This window comes from Lactobacillus sp. ESL0260, from assembly GCF_003692935.1.
Lineage (GTDB): Bacteria > Bacillota > Bacilli > Lactobacillales > Lactobacillaceae > Lactobacillus > Lactobacillus melliventris.
Genome location: NZ_REHO01000013.1, coordinates 591,418 through 605,644, shown reverse-complemented (window position 1 = coordinate 605,644; position 14,227 = coordinate 591,418). Strand labels below are relative to the sequence as shown.

Genomic DNA, 14,227 nt, shown 5'->3' with positions numbered 1-14,227 from the left:
AGTGAGATTTATGAATGATTACAAACAAAAAATCACTTCAAACTGAAGTGATCTTTTGTAATTAAACTAATATCTTTACATATTTGTAATCAAGAAAAAGATAACAAATATTACTAATAGGATATACATCATTGGTGAAACTTTTTTAGCTTGCTTAGAAGCAATCATGGTAATCGGGTAGGCTATCATGCCGAGTGCCAAGCCGTCAGAAATGCTGTAAGTCAATGGCATACCAACTACTGTTAAAAATGCTGGGAAAGCAATCTCAAATTTGTCCCAATTGATTTTTTTCAGATTTCCGGCCATGAGTACGCCAACGATAATTAGTGCTGGTGCAGTAACAGTGGTGGGAATAACCGCCAGAAGTGGACTGAAAATCATTGATATTAGGAAGAAAATTCCTACGAAAATTGCCGTTAAACCAGTACGTCCGCCCATGGCAATTCCTGCACTTGATTCTACAGAAGTTCCCAGTGGCGCAGTACCTAAGACGGCCCCCTCGACCATTGCTAAAGAGTCGGAAACGAAAGCTTTTCCAATTCGTGGAATCTTACCATTTTGATCTACCATGCCTGCTTGTTCAGTCATTCCAATCAATGTACCTGCTGTATCAAAGAACGTAACAAGTAGGAACGTTAAAACTACCATGAATAGTTGTGGGGTATTAATATCTTTTAAGTGAAATACAGCTTGACCAAATGTCGGAGCAATACTTGGAGCACTCGCAATAATACCTTTTGGCACAGCAACTTGGCCAATAATAACTCCAAAGACAGCTGTAATAACCATACCAATAAAAATTGATCCGGGTACATTCATTGCCATTAAGATTACGGTGAGGGTCAAGCCAAAAAGAGTAATCCAGACAGCTGGTGAATTAAACTTGCCTAAAGTAACTAAATTGGAATCACTATTGACAATTAACTTACCATTTTGCAGGCCGATAAAGGCGATAAATAAGCCGATACCAGCAGAAATAGCATATTTCAGATCTTGTGGAATAGCATCAACTACTATTTCACGCAGCTTCAAAACTGTTATTAAAATAAATAAAATAGATGCAACTAAAACAGCAGCTAAGGCAGTTTGCCAGTTAATATGCATTCCTCCGCAGACATTGTAAGCGAAAAAGGCTGCGCTACCTAATGTTGGGGCTAGAGCAACGGGGTAATTAGCTACTAGACCCATAATGAAGCAGCCAATTGCAATCGAAATTGCAGTAACTGTAAATGCTGCCCCTTTATCAATACCGGCTGCGTGCAAAATGTTTGGGTTAACAAAAAGGATGTAGGAGAGACTGACAAACGTGGTTAATGCAGCTATTAATTCACGTTTAACAGTGGTATGAGCATCGTTTAAATGAAAGACTTTATCTAGTGTCGTCATTTTTCCTCCTAAAAATATTAAAATTATAAAGAACTAATATATCTAGTATATAACTTATTGGGAGTAAATGGACCATGTAATGCAAAATTATTTCCCAGGAAATAAAAAAGCAAATCTAAAAATAGATTTGCTTTGCATAATTACCACATACCGATTAGTTTCATCCAAACTAATCCGATAATGCCATAAATTAAGATATAAAAAATACCAAATATAAAACTCAATTTCCACCACTCATCTTGTTTTACATAACCAGAAGAAGCTAAAACAGATGCAGCAGGACTGGAATAATGGGTAGTAGAGCCCATGATTGCAGAAAATAGAGCTAAAAATTGTGCTGCCAGTAATTTAGGTGCACCGGCAGAAATTGCTACAGTTAATAATGGCAGATACATTGCTGAATTATGAGCTGTAGCACTGGCAAATAAGTAGTGGGTATAGAACAAGACCAATGCTAGAACTACCAAAACTATTAACCAGTTGAGGCCTTTCATTGCACTAGAAATGCTACTTGATATCCAGCCAATCAAGCCAAACTGAGTAAGCTTTTCAGCCATAAATACTAAAATTGACAGCCAAATCAAAATATTCCAGGCGCCAGTTTCACTCAACAAGTCTTTAGGTGTTAATACACCAGTAAGTAACAAAAGGGAAACAGAAATGAAAGCAATTAGTGTAGCATCAATTCCTAAAGTGCTGGAAAGCATCCAGAGCACTAAGGTGATTGCAAAAATGGCTGCCATTAACTTTTCAGATAAAGTAAGCTTTCCCATTTTTGCTAATTCCCCGTCGGCCCATTCTTTGGCGTTAGGAGTTTCTTTAATTTCCGGTGGATAAAGTTTGTAAACAAAATATGGCACCACAATTAGACAAATTGCTGCAGGTACGATACTAGCTGTCAACCACGGCATCCAGCTAAGAGTTACGCCGGCCTTACCGGCTAGTGCAACGGCGATTAAGTTAGGCGCACATGCGGTCATAAATAATGACGAAGTTATAATATTAACTTGAAATTCCGTAAAAGTTAGGTAAGCTCCCATCTTTTTACGTGAAGGATCATTAGGTTTTGATCCAAAAGTATTGGCTAAAGATTGAATTAATGGATATACCACACCACCTGCTCTTGCACCATTTGAAGGAGTTGCAGGGGATACTATTAAATCGATAGCTCCTATTGCGTAACCTAAACCTAAGGACTTATGACCAAACCACTTAACAAAATACAAAGCAATTCTTTGCCCCAAGCCGGTTTTTACAATACCTCGCGAAATCATAAAAGCCATAACGATAAGCCAGGCAGATGAGTTAGCAAATGCATTAATGGCTCCTTTTTCGATTACTTTTCCGTTAACAATTTTGTCCGCAAGTGGTGCAAGTCCAAGACAAATGGTTAAAGTAAAGCCAATTAAAGTGACGCCACTAATTGCTATTGGCAATGTGATACAGCCAATAATTGTTCCAATAAATATTGCCAGCATATGCCAAGCTTGGACTGATACTCCGGCTGGACGAATTGGCGTCGTCAACCAGAATATAAGGCCAAACAATAGTGGCAGTATAAATTTTTTGTAATCTATTGTTTTCATAAAAACCTCTTTCAAAATAAAAAGCAAATATATGAGTACGATTGACATCAATATATTTGCTTAGTTTATCATATTATATTTTTTTAACAATTAGTAAGTCTTAGAAATTTAGTACCCATAGAAAGACAATAAAGACGAAGAAAAGAATCCACATCATTGGTGTAATTTCTTTAACTCTCTTGGCAGCAACCATGCATATAGGGTAGGTTATTAACCCTAAAGCCAAACCATCGGATATTGAATAGGTTAAAGGCATACCAATTAAAATTAGAAAAGCAGGAACTGCAATTTCCATCTTGTCCCATTGAATATGTGCTGTGTTTTGTGCCATCAGAACACCAACAATAATTAATGCTGGCGCTGTAACATGGGTGGTAAACAAGCCTAGCAGGGGACTGAATATCATTGATATTAAGAAGAAAATAGCCACAAAGACAGCAGTTAAACCAGTCCGGCCGCCAACAGCAATACCGGCACTTGATTCAACAAAAGCACCAACTGGTGAAGTTCCTAAAACGGAGCCAACCATCATAGCAGTTGAATCTGATGCCAGAGCTTTACCTACACGTGGCATTTTGTTGTCTTTCATAAAGCCAGCTTGTTGGGCTAAGCCAATTAAAGTACCGGCAGTGTCAAAGAAAGTTACTAAAAGGAAGGTAAGTACAACTACCCACATTTGCAGAGTATTAATATCTTTAACATGGAAAATCGCTTGGCCGAATGATGGGGCAATACTTGGTGCTACTGAAACTATTTTAGTTGGTAAAGGGATTTGTCCTGTAACTACACCAAAAATAGCTGCCAGGATCATACCAATAAAAATAGCTCCCGGTACATTTAAAATCATTAAAACAACAGTAACAATAAGGCCGAAAATGGTAATCCAGACAGCCGGATCATGAAGTGAACCCAAGCCGACCAGTGTTGATTTGTTTGCTACAATTAAACCACCATCTTGCATTCCCAAAAATGCGATGAACAGGCCGATTCCGGAAGAAATTGCGAATTTTAAGTCAGCAGGGATAGCATTGATAATTTTCTCCCTTAACTTAAACATAGTAATTAAAATGAAGATAATAGAAGCTACAAAGACAGCGGCTAAGGCTGTTTCCCATGAAACATGCATACCTACACAAACGGTATAAGCAAAAAACGCATTAATGCCAAGGGCAGGAGCTTCTCCAATAGGATAGTTAGCAACGATACCCATAATAGCAGTACCTAAAGCACTGGCTAAAGCAGTGGCTGTAAAAACTGCCCCTTTATCCATGCCACTGGCTCCCAAGACACTTGGGTTAACAAATAAAATGTATGACATGCTGATAAAAGTTGTTAACCCAGCAAGAAATTCAATTTTAACATTGGTTTTGTATTTATCGAGTTGAAAATAACTCTTTATAAAATTCATCTAACCTCTCCCAAATATATTGTTCGTGTTTTAAATCAAACTAACGACTATTCTAGTTTACCATTCATTTAAAATAATGCAAACACGAATAATACTAGGAAAAAGTAGGCAAAGTAAGCACAATTTATGAATAGCTAAATTTAAGAACAAATTGACCTGTTAATACTTTAATCGGTAAAATGAAGGTAAATCAGTATTAATTTATGAAACTCGATAGGAGAAAAAATGGGAAATTTAATTTTTTCAGATATAGACGGTACTTTAATTAACTCAAAGCAAGAAGTTACACCTAAAACTAAAATGGCTATTCGGAGACAAATTATTAAGGGTAATGTTTTTGTGCCAGTTTCTGCCCGCATGCCCAAGGCAATTATGTCAGTTGTCGGTGAAATTACTAAAACATGTCCAATGGTTGCATATAATGGTGCTTTGGTTTTGGATGAAATGGGTCACACGCTTGATTCACGTTCCATGCCTTCTGCAAAAGCTGCGGAAATATGCAACTATATTGAATATAAAAATAATGGTGTGGTTTGGAATGTATACAGCGGTAACAACTGGTATTATTTCCCAGGTAATAATGATGAATTAGTTAAGAACGAGGAAAAAATAGTTAAATTCAAGGCACAGCCAAGTTCAATTGCTGAAATCAACCAACTTGAAAATGTTCATAAAATTTTGCTGATGGGCACGCCCGATTTATTAGATGCTACGCAAAAAGACTTACAACAACTTTATCCCGAATTTTACATCGTAAAATCAGCTGCAAATTTATTGGAAGTTGTTGTTAAGGGCGTTTCTAAGGGTCAGGGTGTAAAAGTAATAGCTCAGGCCTTGGGCGCAGACTTAAAAGAATGCTGGGCATTTGGCGACAATTATAATGACGAAAAAATGCTGCAATCAGTAGGTCATCCAGTAGTAATGGGGAATGCACCGGAGAATCTAAAAAGAAAATTTGCAACTACTTTAGACAACAATCATGATGGCATAGCAGCGGTCCTTGACAAAATAAATTAGTGAATTTTATTTTGCTTCAAGCAAGGGAGATCGTGCTTTATTACCAAACCATTTGTGATTAATTCTTGTGAGAGTACCATTTTGTGCTAATTTTTCTAGTGCTTGATTGATTTTGCGCTTCATGGTTACGTCACTTTTTCTCAAACCGACACCAAATTCTTCTTTAGGGAAAGGACTATCTATTTCGGTAAAATTTTCCGGATGCTTTTGCTTGGAAATGTAATAGTCTGCATAAGAACTGTCGATTAATAGTCCTTCAATCCGACCTGCAGTTAAATCTATAAAAGCATTGGTAAAGGAATCATAGAGAATTGGATCATGATTTTTAATATGGTTTTTAAAAACTTTAGGGTATTTCATTACATCGTTATAGCCAGAAGAACCGGTTTGTACTCCTAAAGTTTTATCTTTCATTGCCGCAATAGTATTAATTTTATTCTTTTTGAGACTTACTAGCACTTGTGAAGTATACAGATAAGTTTTACTAAAATTAACTTTGGCCTTACGCTCTGGATTCTTGCTAAAACCATTCCATATCAGATCAATTGTGCCGTTTTTTAATTCAGTAGTATTCATAGACCAGTCAATAGTTTGAAAGCTGACATTGATGCCATATTGCTTAAATACTGCATTAGCGAGATCAACGTCATAACCAATTAGCTGACCATTTTTTTGTCTGAAATCCATAGGCACAAAAGTATCATCTACACCAACTGTAACATACCCACGCTGCTTGATATGGGACCAATTGTCAACTTCGTTAGCTTTTCTATTAATTGACACACCACTGCAGCCAGAAACAAAGAAGATAGAACAGACGAGCGTTATTGCAAGAATTAAGAGGCGCTTAGTTTTCACTTATATTACCTTCTTATCATCTAATGCTTTAACTCTAAATACTTGATCAGCAACTTGACTGGCGAATTCCATGTCATGAGTCACAATAATTTGTGTCATTTTGTTATTATTTTTAAGTTTTAAAATTATTTCTCCGACTTTTGTTCTTAAATCCGGGTCCAAAGCAGATGTAGGCTCATCATAACATAAAATATGAGGCTCCATTGCCAATGCTCGCACAATAGCTACCCTTTGCTGTTGGCCGCCAGAGAGCTGATAGGGATAAAGATCCTCTTTACCAGTTAAATCCAGTTGTTGCAATAACTTTTGTGCGTGAGTTTGCGCCTGCTCTGCAGTTTCTTTTAAAACTAGGGTTGGTGCCAAAGTAATGTTTTCAATTACAGTTAAATTAGGAAAAAGCTCATAGCTTTGAAAAACGACTCCGATAATATGACTTGTGCTATCAGGAGCAGTCGGGTCGAATTTTTGCCCATTCCATAAGAATTCACCTGCATCAATTCTTTCTAAACCACTTAAACAGCGCAATAGAGTGGTTTTTCCCGCTCCCGAAGGTCCTACAATGGCTAAAATCTGTTGGTCAGGAATAGTTAGGTTTAATTTGTTTAAGATAGTGCGTGTGCCAAATTTTTTGGTAATGTTTTTAAGTTCTAGCATATTGTTTCCTTTAATTTACTTCCACTTTGCAAAATTGCGTTCAATTTTTTTCAGCAAAAATGATGCGATACCAGTCATTAGTAAATAGATTATCCCGACTATCATTAAAGGAATCAGTGTTACGTCTCTGGCAGTAGCAACATTGCCGGCACGTAAAAGTTCACCTAGACCGATGACATAAACAAGCGAAGTATCCTTAACCAGGTTAATAACTTCATTTCCGATTGACGGTATAACAATTTTGCTGACTTGCGGAATTATAATATGCGTCAAAGTTTGCCAGTAATTTAGCCTCAAAACCCGAGCACTTTCATATTGTCCTACTGGAATTGACTGAAAGCCTCCACGGAAAATTTCTGCGAAATAGGCTGTGTAGTTTAAGATAAAAGCAAAAAGCGCTGCATCGTAGCGTTGAAAAATTATTCCGACTATGGGTAAGCCATAAAAAATAAAAATTAATTGTAACAAGAGTGGGGTACCCCGCATAATCCAGATATAAAATTTTAGAATTAACCGTAGAGGCTTAAAATGTGATAGTAAGCCTAAACTAACTATGACTCCTAAGGGAATCGAAGCAATTAAAGTCCAAAAGAATAAAATTAATGTCATTTTTGCACCTGCAAAGAGAGAGGGCATAATTGAAAGGATATAATTCATTTTTTCTCCTTTTACTGAATTTAGTTTGATTAGAGAGGCTAATATACAACTCTTTTGATACTAGCTAAATTATATAAATTGATTAAAAAAATATGTGAAAAATATATGATTCAATAATAACATAGTTTTCTGATTTTTTATTTGAGTAAGTAACAAAATATTTAAATTGTCATCCAGCTATCTAATTGCTAGAGCTCACTGTTAAAGCTTTTACTATAAATTAAACAGTACTTTAAAATAGCAATAGGCAACATAAAAAGGCCATTAACATATAGTGCTAATGACCTTTTGATAATAATTTATTTATTGTTAATCTATTTGAATATTTGTGGACTTATTCCATGTTTCGGGTAATTTACCCATTTCTTTTAATTTGGCAACAATTTGATCAAGTACAACTTCTCTAGCCTGCTTATCAGTTATAAAGTCTAGCTTGTCACCATCTATCTCCATTTTAGGTGAGTAGTCATACTTTTCATACCAAGGTTTATAGTAGCGTAAAAGCCGCTTATAATAATCTTCCAGTGTTGCATCATAGCTCAATTGTTCATAAGGTCGACCACGCTTTTGAATTCTTTTAATCATGGTGTCGTATGAAACTTTAATATGAACCAGCAAGTCTGGATTTTTCTTGGGCATATGTTTGAGCTCACTCATCATATTATTAAGCAGTTCGTAATAGGTAGCTACTTCTTCTTTCGTTGCACGACCAATGTCCGCATTCATTTGGAAGAAAAGGGCATCCTCATAGATTGAACGATCAAGAACGTTATTATCATCAGTTAATGCATCCTTGATACTACGAAAACGAGTGTTTAGGAAAAATACCTGAAGTAAAAATGCATACTTTTTAGGATCGGCATAAAAAAGTGGCAAAACAGGATTGTTATCGACACTCTCATAAAATGGTTTGGTTCCTAAATACTTAGCTAAAATACTGGTTAAACTGGATTTACCGGCTCCAATTGGCCCGCTTAAAACAATAACTGTCATCACGTTCCTTCTCTATTCTAAATTGCCTATTGCGTGCAACTTATTATCAATCTGATTTAAAACTTCTTTTTTAGCATCTTCATCGCAGATAAAATCGTATTTATCCCCGTCGATCTTAATCTTAGGCGAGGCATCGTATTTTTCATACCACGGTTCATAATACTTAATTAGCCTAGCGTAATAGTCTTTTAAACTAGGATCGGTACTGATTTGCTCAAATGAACGGCCCCGCTTTTTAATGCGTTTAAGCATTGTATCAAGGGAAACATGAATGTAAATTAGTAAATCTGGCTTTTTGCTGGGATTACCTGGGGTATCTTCCATCATGTTTTCGAGTAAGCTGTCGTATATCTTAAATTCAGTAGGGTCAGCTACTTTACTGTCCGCGTTCATTTTGAAAAAGAGTGCATCTTCATAAATTGAACGGTCAGATACACTATTTTTTTCACGAATTGCTTGGTTGATTTGTGCTAAACGGTGGTTAAGCAGATAGATATTAAGCAAAAAAGTATAGCGTTTCATGTCTTGGTAATATAAAGGAAGAACAGGATTATTATCAACTCCCTCATAAAAGGCTTGTGTACCTAAGTGCTCAGCTAAAATACTAGTTAAACTGGATTTACCGGCTCCAATTGGCCCACTTAAAACAATAACTTGGATCACGTTCTTTCATAAATACAATATATAGATTCTTATTTAGTTTAATACGAGATATAGTGGTATACAAGCAAAAAGTAAATTAAAATTTTAATCAAAAAGTCAAGTCATTTTGTATAATACAGAATAAAAAATTAAGTATTCAAGTAAATAATTTATTACAAAATTAGATGTTACACGTGAAACCAAAAAATCTGACTGATAAATTTTAATTAATTATTTTACTGAGGATTGATGCCGATATCATTCGGTATTAAGCCCTTTATTCTGTGCTTTGATTCTTTCAAATTTGTAGTAAATAAAGTAGTCGATAATTGCTCGTTTTGATTGCATTAAGTATAATAAGTGATTTTGCAATTATAGAACGAATTATTTTTTAAAGGCTCGAAAAAGTTGCAGTTGATATTTATATACTGCTGCTATGGGAAAATTCTAAGAATGAAAATTAAAAAGAAATTGTTTTAATGTTAAAAAAGATATAAGATAGTAAGTAAATTATAAAATTATTAGTAAATGATGGAAGTAAGAGGGCATAACTGATATCTTGAAAAGATTTTTATCCTTAGATAGTACAACTCCTGCTGTAAGTACCAGTTAAGAGTCTTTTGAAGAAGTAATGCAAAAACCATATTATTCTATTAAACCAAAATCATTTTAGTATTAACTCTAAAAATAGGGATTTAGACAGGAAGTAAATCATGGACGATACTATAACAAAATTTTCGCTTTGGACCTACATTAAACGTAATTCAGGCATGTATGTAATTTTAGCCATCCTCTATTTTGGGCGGAATTTAGCACAAACTGCTGCCAGCATTTTTAAAGGTAATGCACTTACTGCTTTGACTCAGCACAGTTTAAAGGGCTTTATTGTTGATACAGGTTTAAACTTGCTTAGCTGGGGCTTTTTTCTGATTTTCTTTTTTTGTAGTTCACGGTATTCCGCTGTAATCATCAAGGCCGTTGATAATTCCATTAGGAACGCATTAGCCCATATAATTGGTCGCCAAGAGTATGAAGATTTCAACAAGCACACGGAAGCTGATTATGTTTCCTGGTTTACTAACGATATAAACCAAATTAATCAAGATGGCTTTTTCAGTTTAGAGCAAACATTTAGCAGCGCACTCCTAGGAATTATTGCCAGTGTCATCCTGTTTTTTTACCATCCACTCTTATTTGTAACCACTTTGGTTTTTGCTGTTATTATGATTTTATTTCCCCGTCTTTTTAAGAAAAAGTTGGAGGAATTATCGCAAAAACAAAGCAAGCAAAATGAGGTATTAACGTCAAAAATAACCGATGTTCTTGAGGGCTTTGTCAACCTGCTCACGCTTGGTCAGCAAAAATTGCTCAATAAAATAGTTCTTGCGGCATCAGATAAGACTGGACAGGCTCGGGTTAATTACATTACGGAAATGTCATTCTCTAATTCATTGATTAATCTGATAAGTATATCTGCTCAAACTATTTTAACTGTTGAATCCGGATATCTGGCCTTTCACAATCAGATTCCAATTGGAGCTATTTTAATTGTTGGTTCAATGTCCGGGAATGTTTTTGGCAGCTTGACAGAAATCAGTATTGATCTAACTTCAATTCGGGCAGTTCAACCTATTTTTGACAAATATAATAAATTAGCTAATACGCAGGAAAAAACAGGGGATAAGAATGTTGCTCCTTTGACTCAGCAAATTGCATTTAGCGACCTTTCGTTCAGCTATCCTAATAATGACAGACCTATTTTAACGAATGTTGCCGGCAGCATTAAGCGAGGCGAACGGGTAGCTATTGTTGGTCCGTCAGGCTGCGGTAAGTCGACCCTGGTAAAATTAATTGGTGGTTTGTTAACCGGCTATCAAGGATCACTTACTTGGGATGACAATGAATACCGTGAGCTTAGTCTGCGGTCACTACATAAACAGATCGCTTATATTGATCAGTCAGCCTATATTTTTGATGGCAGCCTGCGTTATAACATCACTTTAGGCCGAGAGACAACTGAAGAAGAGCTGAAGACTGCGATTAAGCGTGCAGGTTTGGAAAAATTTGTCATTGATAGTGTCAGCGGGCTTGACACTGTTTTAAAACACGCCGGTAACAACATTTCGGGTGGGCAAAAGCAGCGAATTGCACTGGCACGGCAATTGCTGGGTAACCCGCAGGTTATTCTGGCCGATGAAATTACTTCCGCAATTGATGAAAAGGACGGACAAAAAATCGAACAGAGCTTGCTCAATTTGAACGATATCACTCTAGTCTACATTTCCCACCACTTGCGACCTGAAATTAAAAAGCAGTTTGATCAAGTAATTGAATTAGGAAAATAGAATGCTGAGTCTTTTATTGAACAATTAAATAAGCGGCAAAATTGATGGCTTCTTAGGAGATATAATGTTTCCACGCACCGCCTTTTAAATGGAATGATAAAAATGAATGATGAACAATTTTTTAAGTTAAGAAAGATACTAGATCTTTTTAAAAAGCAAGCTCCGACAGCTATTATTGAAGAGAATGTAAATAGCGTTGAAAATTATAGGGCAGAATCTGTTGATGAGTATAATAGAGCAAAAAGATATCTTGGCGAAAATAATAACTCGTTTAAATCCTTTCATGTAAGTGTGGATTCAGCAAAAGATTTCTTGTGTTTATTGAATTTGCTGGGTGCAATACATGCAAATTTTAATATACGTTCAAAGCCTTTTATAATAGAAGGAGAAGAAAATAGTAAGTCGCTAAAAAAAGAGAACGACTATTTTAACAATTGGATGGAGTGTTTTTCAAACTATGAATTTATGATAGTTAATTTCGATGAAACTGCTTTAGACCAGGATCAATATTACGGTTAATTTCATTAATTCATAAAAGGCAGTAGAGTTATGAATGACCCCCAAATTTAGGACAAATTTGGAGGCTATTTTTATGACTAAATTATCTAAACAAGATAAAATTAAAATCAAACTAAAAGGACTAACTCCGATTGAATATCGGCAATTAGTCCTTAGATAACAACTAAAAAAGTGTCCAAATTTTAGGGTTAACATCAAAAGTGGTTCACTCTTTTAAATTAAGTGATTACTGTTATTTAGGAATAAGGCAATCTTTGCTATAATTAAATTTGAATTGATAGCAAATTGTTTTGAGGGCGGTTGGCTGTTTCACTTGAAAGGAGAGTGTGTGCCTATGGCACGAAATCTTTTAGGAAGGTGTTCAGCAAGTGAGCGTATTCCATGCGTTAGAATTAGCGCTGACCTTTGCCTCGTTTATTATTGTCTTGTTGACCTATATCGACAAGCACAGGTAAACAAAAAGACCGTCCCACCAAAAACTTTGACAATTATGGGATTGGTCTTTTTTGATTAATCACTAAATAAGTCAACCGCCTTTAAAGCGGACGCTTGAAATTCAGAGAAGAGGTCTTGCTTTGCAAGGCTTCTTTTTCTCTATAGATATATTTTAGCATGATTAAACTGGTCTTGCACAAGAATTTGATTAAGTTATCTGGGTTATCCCTAATTTTTCTCTATACGGTTTGAATGTTATCCGAAGTTAACAGCTAATAAAGTGTCCAAATTTTAGGGTTAACATCAAAATTATGCTTATTATTTAACTCTAGATTCTTTAGATTCTTTCTTTTTTTCCTCAACTTTATCTTGAGCTTTGTCTTTTTGATCGCTGATTTTATCCTTAGTGTCATTAGCAGCACCGGTGATACGGTCCTGTAAGCTGACAGAATCTTTTTCATGCTGCTCTTTAGTTTTAATATCAACTACAGTAACGTTGACTTCAACTGTATCAAGACCAGTCATTTCTTTGACTTTTTCTTGGATCTTTTCTTTAATTTGATCATATAGCTTGGTAATGTCTACGCCATATTCTGCAACGATCTCAATATCAACGGCTACTTGCTTTTTGCCTACTTCAACATTTACGCCTGAAGTGACATCATCACTATTAACAATTTTATCGGCAATATTTGAGAAAAAGCCGCCGTTAACTGTTAATAAGCCTTTAATGTCAGATAAGGCAATACCCACGATTTTTTGAATTACCTTTGAATCATATTTTAAATCGCCTTTAACTTCAGGCTTTGAACTACTTTGATTTGAACTTGATTGTACCATATTGTATATACTCCTTATATAAATTATTTATTCTGCAACATTTTTTTGAATACCGGCCAGTAATGACCAACTAAAAAGCCGCAGACCAACATTACAATGACGAAAATAGTTTTGAAAAATCCCAGTACCAAAAAGCAAAATGCCAGTAACACACCAATTACGGCACCGCTTATTTCTGGGAGGTATTTTTTATATTCTTCTTTCATTTTGACCTCCTTTATTGAACGCGCCTTTCAGGTTTATCTCCTTTGTGATAATTGATAAACTTGATGTTAATTTTTGGTTTTTGCTCAATTCCTAGCAATTGCTTCAGATTCTTTTTTAATTCTTCAAGATAGTCGTTAAGCAGGGCAGCAATGTTTTCACCAGGGCCCAAGTCACCGCCGATTTTAATTTTAATTCGGCGTTTTGTTAACTTGGAACTAACCTTTGCATTATTTAAATAAGGTAAATCGGCAAGTGAATTCATTACATAGCCATTAATGGCCTTGGAAGTAACCTTAACTTGACCATCACTTTTATGAATTAAATTAAAGTTTCTTTGGACTGGCCAAAATAGGATGACAATTAAACTAACAATTAGTATTATAAAAACAATTATACTAATACCAATTAAATACCAGGCAAATATCGGGTTAAGAGTACCTAAATGAGGTAATTTAATCTTTAAATACTTTTGCCAAAAACTACTGGTTTCCCATATTAAGTAACAAGGCACAGGCAATAGTAATAACATGCCTAATACCAATAGCCACTTTTTACTCCTCTTCAACTTATCACCATCCTCTCAGGGTTCATCTTAATAATAATACTGATTATTTTAACAGACTAATAATATGCACCATATGTATACAATAACAGTTCGTAAAATTGCACACAAAAAGAGC

General features: G+C 35.4%; 15 protein-coding genes. 4 read left to right on the top strand and 11 right to left on the bottom strand.

Annotation, left to right across the window (positions count from 1 at the left end):
* Positions 1 to 75 precede the first annotated feature (75 nt).
* The 3 genes from F5ESL0260_RS09155 to F5ESL0260_RS09145 all read right to left on the bottom strand — a co-directional run bounded on the left by F5ESL0260_RS09155 (position 76) and on the right by F5ESL0260_RS09145 (position 4,380).
* Positions 76 to 1,386, bottom strand: a complete 1,311-nt coding sequence (locus F5ESL0260_RS09155; protein WP_046325743.1) for an NCS2 family permease — start codon at positions 1,384 to 1,386, stop codon at positions 76 to 78.
* A 140-nt stretch (positions 1,387 to 1,526) separates the two neighbouring features.
* A complete protein-coding gene (locus F5ESL0260_RS09150; protein WP_122026691.1) occupies positions 1,527 to 2,972 on the bottom strand; it encodes a DASS family sodium-coupled anion symporter in 1,446 nt (481 codons plus the stop codon).
* A 100-nt stretch (positions 2,973 to 3,072) separates the two neighbouring features.
* Positions 3,073 to 4,380: an NCS2 family permease gene (locus F5ESL0260_RS09145; protein ID WP_046325741.1), complete on the bottom strand. Its 1,308-nt coding sequence runs from the start codon at positions 4,378 to 4,380 to the stop codon at positions 3,073 to 3,075.
* A 225-nt stretch (positions 4,381 to 4,605) separates the two neighbouring features.
* On the opposite strand from F5ESL0260_RS09145, the gene F5ESL0260_RS09140 reads away from it, so the two are divergent.
* Positions 4,606 to 5,397 carry a Cof-type HAD-IIB family hydrolase gene (locus tag F5ESL0260_RS09140; protein ID WP_122026690.1) on the top strand — a complete coding sequence of 264 codons (792 nt, stop codon included), beginning with the start codon at positions 4,606 to 4,608 and terminating at the stop codon, positions 5,395 to 5,397.
* A 6-nt stretch (positions 5,398 to 5,403) separates the two neighbouring features.
* On the opposite strand, the gene F5ESL0260_RS09135 is transcribed toward F5ESL0260_RS09140, so the two are convergent.
* From F5ESL0260_RS09135 to F5ESL0260_RS09115, 5 genes are all read right to left on the bottom strand, one after another.
* The gene (locus F5ESL0260_RS09135) at positions 5,404 to 6,255 is read right to left on the bottom strand and encodes an amino acid ABC transporter substrate-binding protein (RefSeq protein WP_122026689.1); all 852 of its coding nucleotides are present in this window, start codon (positions 6,253 to 6,255) and stop codon (positions 5,404 to 5,406) included.
* Entirely contained in the window at positions 6,256 to 6,909 is a 654-nt protein-coding gene (locus F5ESL0260_RS09130) for an amino acid ABC transporter ATP-binding protein (protein WP_122026688.1), read from the bottom strand.
* A 15-nt stretch (positions 6,910 to 6,924) separates the two neighbouring features.
* The gene (locus F5ESL0260_RS09125) at positions 6,925 to 7,566 is read right to left on the bottom strand and encodes an amino acid ABC transporter permease (RefSeq protein WP_122026687.1); all 642 of its coding nucleotides are present in this window, start codon (positions 7,564 to 7,566) and stop codon (positions 6,925 to 6,927) included.
* A gap of 309 nt (positions 7,567 to 7,875) precedes the next feature.
* Positions 7,876 to 8,559, bottom strand: a complete 684-nt coding sequence (locus F5ESL0260_RS09120) for a deoxynucleoside kinase (protein WP_122026686.1) — start codon at positions 8,557 to 8,559, stop codon at positions 7,876 to 7,878.
* 12 nt (positions 8,560 to 8,571) lie between these two features.
* Positions 8,572 to 9,222: a deoxynucleoside kinase gene (locus tag F5ESL0260_RS09115; RefSeq protein ID WP_045928851.1), complete on the bottom strand. Its 651-nt coding sequence runs from the start codon at positions 9,220 to 9,222 to the stop codon at positions 8,572 to 8,574.
* Between the two features lie 692 nt (positions 9,223 to 9,914).
* Here F5ESL0260_RS09115 and F5ESL0260_RS09110 point away from each other — a divergent pair.
* From F5ESL0260_RS09110 to F5ESL0260_RS09660, 3 genes are all read left to right on the top strand, one after another.
* Positions 9,915 to 11,546: an ABC transporter ATP-binding protein gene (locus F5ESL0260_RS09110; protein ID WP_122026685.1), complete on the top strand. Its 1,632-nt coding sequence runs from the start codon at positions 9,915 to 9,917 to the stop codon at positions 11,544 to 11,546.
* Positions 11,547 to 11,648: 102 nt separating this feature from the next.
* The gene (locus tag F5ESL0260_RS09105) at positions 11,649 to 12,065 is read left to right on the top strand and encodes a hypothetical protein (protein ID WP_147444120.1); all 417 of its coding nucleotides are present in this window, start codon (positions 11,649 to 11,651) and stop codon (positions 12,063 to 12,065) included.
* A 368-nt stretch (positions 12,066 to 12,433) separates the two neighbouring features.
* On the top strand, positions 12,434 to 12,520 hold the full coding sequence (locus tag F5ESL0260_RS09660) for a putative holin-like toxin (RefSeq protein WP_366125487.1): 87 nt from the start codon (positions 12,434 to 12,436) through the stop codon (positions 12,518 to 12,520).
* A gap of 298 nt (positions 12,521 to 12,818) precedes the next feature.
* Here F5ESL0260_RS09660 and F5ESL0260_RS09100 read toward each other — a convergent pair whose 3' ends face one another.
* From F5ESL0260_RS09100 to amaP, 3 genes are read right to left on the bottom strand one after another with little or no spacing between them, the layout of a single operon-like run.
* Entirely contained in the window at positions 12,819 to 13,349 is a 531-nt protein-coding gene (locus tag F5ESL0260_RS09100; protein ID WP_370448600.1) for an Asp23/Gls24 family envelope stress response protein, read from the bottom strand.
* 14 nt (positions 13,350 to 13,363) lie between these two features.
* Positions 13,364 to 13,546 carry a DUF2273 domain-containing protein gene (locus F5ESL0260_RS09095; protein WP_034978562.1) on the bottom strand — a complete coding sequence of 61 codons (183 nt, stop codon included), beginning with the start codon at positions 13,544 to 13,546 and terminating at the stop codon, positions 13,364 to 13,366.
* Positions 13,547 to 13,557: 11 nt separating this feature from the next.
* The gene (gene amaP, locus F5ESL0260_RS09090) at positions 13,558 to 14,112 is read right to left on the bottom strand and encodes an alkaline shock response membrane anchor protein AmaP (RefSeq protein WP_147444118.1); all 555 of its coding nucleotides are present in this window, start codon (positions 14,110 to 14,112) and stop codon (positions 13,558 to 13,560) included.
* Positions 14,113 to 14,227 lie beyond the last annotated feature (115 nt).